11 protein-coding genes are annotated in these 10,383 nt (G+C 37.1%); 2 read left to right on the top strand and 9 right to left on the bottom strand.

Going from position 1 to position 10,383, the window contains the following annotated elements; translation table 11 throughout:
- Nucleotides 1-65: 65 nt before the first annotated feature.
- The 4 genes from fba to tkt form a co-directional block, all read right to left on the bottom strand.
- Complete coding sequence (gene fba, locus H4J70_RS03035; RefSeq protein ID WP_070374794.1) at nt 66-1,130, bottom strand: class II fructose-bisphosphate aldolase; 1,065 nt, start codon at nt 1,128-1,130, stop codon at nt 66-68.
- 394 nt (nt 1,131-1,524) lie between these two features.
- Nucleotides 1,525-2,703 (bottom strand): phosphoglycerate kinase, encoded by a 1,179-nt coding sequence (locus H4J70_RS03040; RefSeq protein WP_182250603.1) that lies wholly within the window; start codon nt 2,701-2,703, stop codon nt 1,525-1,527.
- A gap of 52 nt (nt 2,704-2,755) precedes the next feature.
- Nucleotides 2,756-3,781, bottom strand: coding sequence for an erythrose-4-phosphate dehydrogenase (gene epd, locus H4J70_RS03045; protein ID WP_182213568.1), 1,026 nt, complete (start codon nt 3,779-3,781; stop codon nt 2,756-2,758).
- A 114-nt stretch (nt 3,782-3,895) separates the two neighbouring features.
- Nucleotides 3,896-5,884 (bottom strand): transketolase, encoded by a 1,989-nt coding sequence (tkt, locus tag H4J70_RS03050; RefSeq protein ID WP_182250604.1) that lies wholly within the window; start codon nt 5,882-5,884, stop codon nt 3,896-3,898.
- A 312-nt stretch (nt 5,885-6,196) separates the two neighbouring features.
- Here tkt and H4J70_RS03055 point away from each other — a divergent pair, with 312 nt between their 5' ends.
- The gene (locus H4J70_RS03055; RefSeq protein ID WP_182213288.1) at nt 6,197-6,337 is read left to right on the top strand and encodes a hypothetical protein; all 141 of its coding nucleotides are present in this window, start codon (nt 6,197-6,199) and stop codon (nt 6,335-6,337) included.
- 226 nt (nt 6,338-6,563) lie between these two features.
- Here H4J70_RS03055 and H4J70_RS03060 read toward each other — a convergent pair whose 3' ends face one another.
- The 3 genes from H4J70_RS03060 to H4J70_RS03070 form a co-directional block, all read right to left on the bottom strand.
- Nucleotides 6,564-6,947, bottom strand: a complete 384-nt coding sequence (locus H4J70_RS03060) for a hypothetical protein (RefSeq protein ID WP_070374790.1) — start codon at nt 6,945-6,947, stop codon at nt 6,564-6,566.
- Nucleotides 6,948-7,679: 732 nt separating this feature from the next.
- Entirely contained in the window at nt 7,680-8,294 is a 615-nt protein-coding gene (locus H4J70_RS03065) for a hypothetical protein (RefSeq protein ID WP_182241747.1), read from the bottom strand.
- Nucleotides 8,295-8,313: 19 nt separating this feature from the next.
- Nucleotides 8,314-8,556, bottom strand: a complete 243-nt coding sequence (locus H4J70_RS03070) for a hypothetical protein (RefSeq protein ID WP_182250605.1) — start codon at nt 8,554-8,556, stop codon at nt 8,314-8,316.
- Nucleotides 8,557-8,855: 299 nt separating this feature from the next.
- On the opposite strand from H4J70_RS03070, the gene H4J70_RS03075 reads away from it, so the two are divergent.
- Nucleotides 8,856-9,593, top strand: a complete 738-nt coding sequence (locus H4J70_RS03075) for a hypothetical protein (protein ID WP_182250606.1) — start codon at nt 8,856-8,858, stop codon at nt 9,591-9,593.
- A gap of 20 nt (nt 9,594-9,613) precedes the next feature.
- On the opposite strand, the gene H4J70_RS20550 is transcribed toward H4J70_RS03075, so the two are convergent.
- Entirely contained in the window at nt 9,614-9,742 is a 129-nt protein-coding gene (locus H4J70_RS20550) for a hypothetical protein (RefSeq protein ID WP_259367984.1), read from the bottom strand.
- A 12-nt stretch (nt 9,743-9,754) separates the two neighbouring features.
- On the bottom strand, nt 9,755-10,222 hold the full coding sequence (locus H4J70_RS03080) for a PH domain-containing protein (protein ID WP_182250607.1): 468 nt from the start codon (nt 10,220-10,222) through the stop codon (nt 9,755-9,757).
- Between the last annotated feature and the right edge of the window lie 161 nt (nt 10,223-10,383).

A 10,383-nucleotide genomic window follows, 5' to 3' on the forward strand; every position in this document is an offset into this window, starting at 1 on the left:
ATAATATAACGAAAAATTTACAAAAAAAGGAGCCGAAGCTCCTTAATCTTAATGGCTAGCTGATGTTATTTTATAATAGCGTTCAGTTTGCCAGCATCATATAAATCAAACATAGTATCTAATGAAATGGGTTTGATTTTATCTGCATTACCCGATGCGCCAAATGAATCATAGCGAGCTATACAAATTTCAGTCATGGCTTTAGTGGTTTCAGCTAAAAATTTACGTGGATCAAATTCGCTTGGGTTGTGTGCTAAGAAGCGACGAGTTGCCCCCGTTGATGCTAAACGTAAATCAGTATCAATATTAATTTTACGAACACCATTTTTAATGCCTTCTTGAATTTGCTCTACCGGCACGCCGTAAGTTTCAGGAATATTACCACCATATTCATTGATGATAGCAAGCCACTCTTGTGGCACTGATGATGAACCGTGCATAACTAAATGGGTATTTGGGATACGGTTATGTATCGCTTTAATACGGTCAATCGCTAAGATGTCACCTGTTGGTGGACGCGTAAATTTGTAAGCGCCATGAGAAGTTCCACAAGCAATCGCTAAAGCATCAACTTGAGTTTTCTTAACAAAGTCAGCGGCTTCTTCTGGGTCAGTTAACATTTGTTCTTTTGTTAATATCCCTACTGCACCAATACCGTCTTCTTCACCCGCTTCACCTGTCTCTAATGAACCAAGACAACCTAATTCACCTTCAACAGAAACACCACAAGCATGTGCCATTTCAACGGTTCTGCGTGTTACATCAACGTTGTATTCATAGCTTGAAGGCGTTTTACCATCAGACATTAAAGAACCATCCATCATAACTGATGAAAAACCCATTTGAATTGAACGCTGACAAACACTCGGCGAAGTGCCGTGATCTTGATGCATTACCACGGGAATATGAGGGAATTCTTCAATTGCTGCAAGAATTAAATGACGAAGAAAAGGAGCGCCAGCATACTTACGAGCACCTGCAGAGCCTTGTAAAATAACCGGGCTATTGGTTTTGTCTGCAGCGATCATTATTGCTCTAACTTGCTCTAAGTTGTTAACGTTAAAAGCGGGAATACCGTATCCGTATTCTGCAGCGTGATCTAACATTTGGCGCATAGAAATTAAAGCCATTGAATTACTCCTAAGTGTTTAAGATGTCATATATTATTTGCCCAATCTCAAAAAAAACAAGTTTCATTGTGAAATTTAAGCTTTCGTAACGTAAGTATATCAGATAAGAAATTGACATGGCAAAAGAAAAAATAATGCCATTAATGGTTTTTATCTGTTTATTTATAACGATTTTAAATAATGTTCTATAATTACTATCAAGAAGGTCGATAAACTCGATTTATAGCGAATATTTGTGCTTTTGTTTTGTAAGTTTACAACGAAAGAGTGAAATGTAATGAAAGCGCCGTTGATAGTTTTTATGAAGTTTTTTAGAAATAATAAAGAAAGCTAAAAAAAACCGCCTTTTATAAAATAAAGAGCGGTTTGACGTTGATGATTTAATTAACGTGTTTTACGTTTTAGCGCGTTCTTCTAAGATAGCGACAGCGGGTAACACTTTCCCTTCTAAAAATTCTAAGAAAGCACCACCACCGGTTGAAATATAGGAGATTCTATCGGCTATATCATATTTATCAACAGCAGCTAAGGTATCGCCACCACCAGCAATTGAAAAGGCTGAGCTTTCGGCAATTGCTCTTGCAATAGTTTCTGTACCACTACCGAATTGATCAAATTCAAAAACGCCAACAGGTCCATTCCAAACAATAGTGCCAGCATTTTTAATTATTTCTACGAGTGCCTGCGCTGAATCTGGTCCGATATCAAAAATCATATCTTCATCGCTAACATCGTTAACTGACTTTAACGTTGCGACAGCCGTTTCTGAAAACTCTGTACCAGTAATAACATCTGTTGGCACCGGAATATCGCCATCATTTGCTCTTGCCTGCTGCGTCAAACGGTTAGCTTCATCAAGTAAATCGGCTTCGTATAATGATTTACCCACATTATGTCCGCTTGCTGCTATAAAAGTATTTGCAATGCCGCCGCCAACCACTAATTGGTCAACAATTTTCGCTAATGACTCTAACACGGTTAATTTTGTAGAAACTTTAGAACCACCAACGATCGCCACTAATGGGCGTGCAGGATTGTCTAGTGCTTTACCAAGTGCTGCTAATTCACCGGACAATAGTGGACCCGCACAAGCAATAGGTGCAAACTTTGCTACGCCGTGTGTACTAGATTGCGCGCGGTGCGCAGTACCAAAGGCATCCATGACAAATACATCACATAATGCAGCTAATTTTTTTGATAAAATATCATCATTATTTTTTTCGCCGACATTAAAGCGAATGTTTTCAAAAACAACTAATTCACCTACTTTTGCATCAACGCCATCTAAGTAATCTTTTGCTAGATGCACGGGGACATTTAATGCGGCAGCTAAATAGTCAACGACAGGTTTTAATGAAAATTCTTCGTTGAACTCACCTTCAGTTGGACGACCAAGGTGAGACATTATCATCACTTTTGCGCCCGCTTCTAAAGCAAGTTTAAGGGTAGGTAAAGCCGCTCTTAATCGAGCATCAGAGGTTATTTTTCCGTCTTTAAGAGGTACATTGAGATCTTCTCGGATCAAAACTCTTTGATTGGCTAGCGCCAAGTCGGTCATTTTAATTACTGACATTTGCTGTTTCCTATTCGATAAATTTTAAAGTTATGGGTGTTTTTTACTGTTATTATTTTTTAAGCTGAATATCTTTTGCCATGGTTTTTGCCGTATCTATCATACGATTTGCAAAGCCCCACTCGTTATCGCACCAGACTAGCATTTTCACTAAACGCTTGTGGCTAACACGCGTTTGGTTGCCGTCAACAATACAAGAATGTGGGTCATGATTAAAATCTACAGAAACCAGTGGTTCTTCTGTATAGCCTAAAATTCCTTGTAGTCCATTGTTTTGTGCACGAATAATGGCTTGGTTAATCGCGTTAATATCAACATCTGTCGACAAGGTTAGGCTTAAATCCATCGCGGTAACATTAATCGTTGGTACTCGCACGGCAATCGCTTCGAAGCGTCCAGCAAATTTAGGCAGTATTCTTTCAATACCTGCTGCTAACTTGGTGTCAACCGGGATGATAGATTGGCTTGCTGCTCTACTAAGACGAAGATCTGGATGGTAAGCGTCGATAACTTGTTGATCATGCATAGAGGAATGAATAGTGGTAATACTGCCACTTTCAACGCCAAAAGCTTCATCAATGACTTTTATGACAGGCACAACGCAATTCGTGGTGCATGAGCCGTTCGAGACTATTTTATCTTTTTCACTGAGTTGCTGATGATTAATACCATAAATAATGGTGGCATCAACGTCTTGTTCACCAGGATAAGAGTAAAGTACTTTACTGGCTCCTTGGCTCAAGTGAATATTTCCATCGTGTTGATTGGCAAATTTACCGGTGCAATCAAGAACGATATCTATGTTATGTTTTTTCCATGGCATGTCTTCGAGGGACTTTTCATGGCTAAGTTGTATGACATCGCCAGCGATAACTAACTGATTGTCAGCTAACTCAACTGAAAAAGGGAAACGACCATGGGTGGTGTCATATTTTAATAAATGCGCAATACCTTTAGGCTCGGCAAGCTCATTAATTGCGACAAGCTTTAAATATTGGTTATCAGCATTCTCATAGAGGGCACGAGCAACACTTCGACCAATTCGGCCAAAGCCATTAATAGCAATGTTTACAGACATAAGTTTATCGGCATAGGTTGATGGTATTAATTTAGGGTGTTTATAAAAGTCAAAGTCCTTCAAACGAGTATACATTTCGCTTGAAGGCTTTAACTTATAGGCTTTAGTTAATGATTAAAGCTGGTTTACAGTCTTAACAACATTTGCCACGGTGAAACCAAAATGTTCAAGTAACACGTTACCTGGTGCAGATTCACCAAAAGTTGTCATACCGACAACAGCGCCAGAAAAACCAACATACTTGTACCAAAAATCAGTGTGAGCAGCTTCGATAGCGACACGTTTTATCACAGATGAAGGTAATACTGATTCTTTGTATTCGCTTGATTGTACATCAAAAGTATTGGTTGACGGCATAGAAACTACACGTACTTTTTTACCATCAGCGGTTAATTGTTTTGCAGAATCAAGGGCTAATGATACTTCAGAACCCGTTGCAATGAGTATAACGTCAGCAGTACCCTCACAGTCTTGCAATACATAAGCGCCTTTGGCAATGTCTGTTACTTGTGAACTGTTACGCGCTACTGCCGGTAAACCTTGGCGAGAAAATATTAATGACGTAGGGCCATTTTTACGTTCAATCGCTGATTTCCAAGCAACAACAGATTCTGTTGCATCACATGGGCGCCAAGTATCCATATTCGGGGTAGTACGTAAATTCGTTAACTGTTCGATTGGCTGATGTGTTGGACCATCTTCACCTTGGCCAATAGAATCGTGAGTGTAAACAAATATATTTTGAATACCCATTAAAGCCGACATACGAACTGCGTTACGCGCATACTCCATAAACATCATGAACGTTGCACCGTAATTAATGAAACCACCGTGCAATGAAACACCATTCATAATGCCGCTCATACCAAATTCACGTACGCCGTAATAAATGTAGTTACCGGCAGCGTCTTTTTCAATACCTTTAGAGCCTGACCATAACGTTAAGTTAGAACCCGCTAAATCAGCAGAACCACCCAATAACTCAGGTAATATAGCGCCAAAAGCTTCAATAGTATTTTGTGAGGCTTTACGCGAAGCAATATTTTCGCCTTTATCTTGGCAAGCTTGCACTAAGGCATTGGCTTTTTCTTCGAAATCGCTCGGTAAATCACCTTTAATAACTCGACGCTCGTATTCGGCAGCAAGTGCTGGGTGAGCTTGTTGGTATGCTGAAAATTGGTCATTCCAAGAAACTTGGCTCGATTGGCCTTTTTCTTTTTGATCCCATTCAGCATAAACATCGCTTGGAATTTCAAAAGGGGCATGTGGCCAGTTTAACGCTTTACGTGTCGCTGCAATCTCATCATCACCTAATGGTGCGCCATGACAATCATGTGTGCCTTCTTTATTTGGTGAACCAAAACCAATAATTGTTTTACAACAAATCATTGATGGTTTATCCGTTACTGCTTTAGCTGCAGTAATTGCCGCCGCTATAGCCGCTGAGTCGTGACCGTCAACGCTTATTACGTGCCAGCCATAAGCTTCAAAACGAGCAGGTGTATCATCTGTAAACCAACCTTCAACTTTACCATCAATTGAAATACCGTTGTCATCCCAAAAGGCGACTAATTTACCTAATCCTAAAGTGCCGGCTAATGAACATACTTCGTGAGAAATACCTTCCATCAAACAACCATCACCTAAGAAACAATAAGTAAAGTGATCAACGATGTCGTGACCTGGACGGTTAAATTGTGCAGCAAGTGTTCTTTCAGCAATGGCCATACCAACGGCATTAGAAATACCAGCACCTAATGGTCCTGTCGTTGTTTCTACACCTGGGGTGTAACCGTATTCTGGGTGGCCTGGTGTTTTAGAATGTAATTGACGGAAATTCTTTAATTCTTCAATCGGTAATTCATAACCGGTTAAATGTAATAAAGAATATATAAGCATTGAGCCATGACCGTTCGACAAAACAAAACGATCGCGGTCGGTCCAATTTGGATCTGTTGGATTATGTTTTAGAAAATCGCGCCATAGTACTTCGGCAATATCTGCCATGCCCATTGGGGCTCCAGGGTGTCCGGATTTCGCTTTCTGTACGGCATCCATACTTAAAGCTCTAATTGCATTGGCCAGTTCTTGACGAGACGGCATATTGACTCCAAATCTTTATTATATTTATACTTAAAATGAACTAAGTATATGAGGGGTGAAAGTGCCACCATTTTCACCTAGACCACCACTAAACTGCAAACGATATTATGCAAATAAGTGTTTTTTTTGGTATTACTTAGACCAAATGGCTAAAAAGACCATTAATATAACATTCTCTCACTGGTCAATTGTTTATAATTTATCTGTTTTATTAATTTTAAATGGTTGAATTACCAATGTTAATCGTATAGATTGGTTGAGTTTTGTACAGATGTCAAAATAACAACTATAAAACCTGACACAGGAACATTTATGAACAGGTCATCTTCACGAGGATTTAAGCTGACAACAGTGATTTTTGCGGTAATCGTATTGGCTGTTTCAGCGGCATTGAGTAATATCTCAATCGTAGGTGACAAGGAAGTTACAATAGAAAAATCTACCAGTGAGTAGTCGTTGGTAATAAATTATATGAATTTTAAAGGCCTCGTTTACGGGGCTTTTTTATCTCTACGCTGCATTAGTGCATTCTGCACGTTATTTTTTTACGAAAAATTATAGACCCTTATCCATGGAGGCAATAGTACGGTGCTGTGACCGTATTGATGCAGGAAGTAGAGTAAAGCAGTAGCGGTTACCGAGGTGGCAAGGAGTGTCTATGTTCCGAATCAACCAGCGATCAAGCTAGTTCTTTCTGTAGCCATTTAAGTGCTTGCTGGCGACCGAGCTCTAAACCATTAAACTGCTTAACGTTTAACTTATCATTACTACGTTTATTGATAATATCTTCAGTGTTAGCAACACCTTCTTTAGAATAGTTGATTGAGGCTATTGATTTCATATGAATTAGAGAACCCATCGTTAACTGCGCCTCAAGTGAATAGGTGTAAGGATAAATTTTATTGACGATAACACCAAAATCAGTTTTAAAAAAAGTACAAAAAAAAGTTTCAATTTCTTCCATCATTTCAATTGAGATATAAACGCCTTTATCAAAAATCACTTCGGCAATTTTTTCATTTAAAAGGTTTATTTGAACAAAACTTAATCTGTGTTTTTCCATTTGGGGACTCATAGTGAAATGTATTTGATGAAGCAACAATTGTAGTCTGTTTTTGGAATTACTAGTAGGCTGATCTACGGATAAATGTATCGAGGAGCTAGTTAATAATAAAATAGCGGGTTTTAGGTTAATAGCTGATGTTTAACGATAAAATTACTTATTGGACATGGACTATTAAAAGTGGGGCGCAATCCTATGATGTTATCTATAAAGTAGATTATGTGATGGTAGAGCAATGCAGAGTATTCCCTATATTATATGCTTTATAGGTTCTTATGTGCTTGCTATAGAGGCCGATTACGAGCTTTGGCTAATAATTAAAGATGCTGTTTTTCAGGTTTTTCTTTAATCCTTTCTCTTTTAAAAGATCTATAAATGGTATTTTTAACTAAAGAAAAATTAACAAAACAGGTGAATATTTCATTTAGTGCCAGGTTAATTTTTATTAACCAAGAGCTATTTCTTTGATTGTGACTTTATTATAGCAATGATAAGTGTGAGGGCTGTTATAAGTGGGTTACTTAGCGGTAAAAGGCTAGTTGTCTGTTTTTAAATTATGACTTAGTTTAGTGATTATGGTGTCCCTGAGAGACGTCGTTTTCAATGCTTAACTAACTGTTAAGTATCTTGTTTGTGCTTTAGTCTTGTCTCTAGTGTTACTTGGAGTGTTACCATAATAAAAAGTCACTTTAAATTATTCTATTTATGACCTAGGAAAAACCTTAACAAATCTTAACAGTCAGGCATAAAATTATGACCAAACATAGCTTTCATTTGAACATCAACCATAGGCCAGTATTTATTTTCTAACTCGGTTATCTTATCTCGTTTTAGATTAAAAGTTTTCCAGCGCATCCATTTAGGTTTAGGCCAATAAGCGATTGGTTCAAACATATTGTTTACATTAGGCCAATCATAACCCCATAGTTCTTTTCTAAGCTTTCTAATGCGCCTCATTAGCCGTTCGTTCGGTCGTTCACTTTGGCAGGCATAATGTAATCCGATACATTGCCGACAACCATAAGCGTATTTGATCGCGTAAAGGCTTTGTCGCTGTTTTTGGCAGTAGGGGCAAGTGATGTATAGTTTATTGCTGGCGCTTCGATTATCTCGCTTTAAGGCTATTTTGTGAGGTTTATCGTTTATGGTGAATGTCATCAAACGAACACCACATTCTAATGCTGTTAATTTAAATTTTTGATGTTCATTACTAAGAAAGTCAGCATTAAGTGAGTAGTTACCGAATGGGACAGTTAATAAGTTTTTAAATGTCTTAGCAGATATACGATGATACTCACCAGTGTAAGCCCTTTTTTGTGTTCTCCCGTAATGATGACCTTTAGGCATAGCTATTTACTCCGAAAAACTAAAGTGAAAAAACATCATCTTCACCTGTTTCTCTACGAGCAGTCATAACGCCAACTTGCTTAATGGGGGCGCATACAAAAGGCATAAGTTTTGTTAAAAAGTTCAATCTTTGGATAGGGTCTTTAATCTCTGAAAGTGTCGCTGGTAACTTGGTTAATTCATTTTGAATGGCTTGATTGATTAAATGTCTTATACCGCCAGCCATGTATTTATTGGTAGATGTTTTGTTGTCTGCCGCCATTTTAAAAACCTAGTTTGTAATAATATTATTACAGTATATCATTTTTATCTTGTACGAAAAATAGGCTTTAATGCCGATCTCAATATTAAATATTTCTTATTTATTGGATCGTGTGAGTTTGAATAGATAGAAATGCGTGCGTTATTTATCGTGTAATAATTTCTAAGTGTAAATAACATTTAATTTTACAGATAATTTATTACATAATCTTTTTCATTCATCGATTTCATATAGCTTATAGGCCTTTATTGTTTATACTGGGTAGGTTGGATGAATCTTTAAAGATATTTGGAATATTTATGGAAATATACATATTAGAAACAGGGACACCACAGTTAGCTATCATAAAAGAATCATTTGATAATGGGCCATTATTATTGAATGAACAAAGGCTAGACTTACTTGAAAATGTCGAAGTTCTGCTTAATTCAAGCACTATGACAACCTATGGAACAGGTGATGCTGTAAGTAAATCCAGTAGTGGTAGTATGATTGGTAGAGGTGTTTTAGGGGCTGTAATAGCTGGTCCCACATTTGGGCTCGTAGCCGCGCTTTCAGGTGAGAAGAAGACAACAATCCAAAACGTTTCAACAGAAGTTGTTAACCTTGAGGTAACAATTAAACTAACTTTCAGTAATAACTTTATTTTGAATGCGTTAATTAAAGATCAAGAAACGTATCAATTCCTCTTAAGTATGATAACGACTCAACCGATGAAAGAAGAAGACTACTTTCATGGTTACGAATTAGAAAAACAAAAACTATTAAGACTAAAGGCTGAAGAATCAGAAAAAAAGCTTATTTGGGAAGAAGTTGATAAAACTATGAAGCTTTATGACGCCAGTAATAGTTATACGCCTACATGTATTATGTTTAGCATAGTAGGTTGCTTAATAGGTTTATATTATGAGTATATAATTATTGGAGTCATTTTGGGCTTCCTCTTTGGTCACTTGTATGAAGATATTAAAAAAAATAAAAATCAAGATAAGCGTTTGGCTCTTTTTAACCAACTAAAATCTGAAAAGAAAACTTAATATAAATTGTTTACAGATGGTCATACTCGATGATGATTTTTGATTTTTCCTTGGTATCTAACAGCCAAATTTTTCTTGATAAGTAGCGTACCCAAACGTGTACCATCAATATAAACATTAGCTAGCTGAGTGAAACGATTTAGAGTCATACATTTAATGCTTTAATTACCATTTATCGTATTTAATTTAGCTTCAATTTTTAGTTTTATTTGATTAGGTTTTTTCAAAAAAGGTAGACGAACCCACGAACCATGAGCATACAAATAAATGGTGCTGTATTTGAATAATCTTCCTCCCAATGTTGTTACTACCTCAATATTCTCGACTGTTTTGAGATTAAGTTTATCTAAGCGTTGAGTTAGAATCCCCGTTCTTGATTCAACTTCTATTCCTGATATTTTAACTTGTACAAAATATGGTGAAACAATAACGTGGGCAGTCTTCAGAACGTACAATGCTGGTAGCATCAATAAACTAAACAATGTATCGGAGTTGAAATCACCTTCGAATAGAAATTCACCGCAAAAATTAAATGCTAGATAGGTAATATAAACACCCGCTAATTTAAATCCAATTTCCAGAAAAGCTTCAACACTTCGTATTACTTTACTTGTCGAGTATTCTTCCATTAACTACTATCCTTTTTATAGTCCGAAAAACTGTCTGTAACTAAGCAAAAAATTTGTTTTCCCGTCTTTTTCACGTTATTACCTACTTATCAGTAAAAAACTTAATAATTTAGAGCCCTTAAATAGCCCTTAAATAGCCCTTAAATAGCCCTTAAATAGCC

The organism is Colwellia sp. BRX8-9 (genome assembly GCF_014077245.1).
Classification (GTDB): Bacteria; Pseudomonadota; Gammaproteobacteria; order Enterobacterales; family Alteromonadaceae; genus Colwellia_A.

Excerpts from the sequence above, each read along its gene's own strand:
- fba (WP_070374794.1), bottom strand. The coding sequence starts at position 1,130 with ATGGCTTTAATTTCTATGCGCCAAATGTTAGATCACGCTGCAGAATAC.
- H4J70_RS03040 (WP_182250603.1), bottom strand. The coding sequence starts at position 2,703 with ATGTCAGTAATTAAAATGACCGACTTGGCGCTAGCCAATCAAAGAGTT.
- epd (WP_182213568.1), bottom strand. The coding sequence starts at position 3,781 with ATGTCTGTAAACATTGCTATTAATGGCTTTGGCCGAATTGGTCGAAGT.
- tkt (WP_182250604.1), bottom strand. The coding sequence starts at position 5,884 with ATGCCGTCTCGTCAAGAACTGGCCAATGCAATTAGAGCTTTAAGTATG.
- H4J70_RS03055 (WP_182213288.1), top strand. The coding sequence starts at position 6,197 with ATGAACAGGTCATCTTCACGAGGATTTAAGCTGACAACAGTGATTTTT.
- H4J70_RS03060 (WP_070374790.1), bottom strand. The coding sequence starts at position 6,947 with ATGGAAAAACACAGATTAAGTTTTGTTCAAATAAACCTTTTAAATGAA.
- H4J70_RS03065 (WP_182241747.1), bottom strand. The coding sequence starts at position 8,294 with ATGCCTAAAGGTCATCATTACGGGAGAACACAAAAAAGGGCTTACACT.
- H4J70_RS03070 (WP_182250605.1), bottom strand. The coding sequence starts at position 8,556 with ATGGCGGCAGACAACAAAACATCTACCAATAAATACATGGCTGGCGGT.
- H4J70_RS03075 (WP_182250606.1), top strand. The coding sequence starts at position 8,856 with ATGGAAATATACATATTAGAAACAGGGACACCACAGTTAGCTATCATA.
- H4J70_RS20550 (WP_259367984.1), bottom strand. The coding sequence starts at position 9,742 with ATGACTCTAAATCGTTTCACTCAGCTAGCTAATGTTTATATTGATGGT.
- H4J70_RS03080 (WP_182250607.1), bottom strand. The coding sequence starts at position 10,222 with ATGGAAGAATACTCGACAAGTAAAGTAATACGAAGTGTTGAAGCTTTT.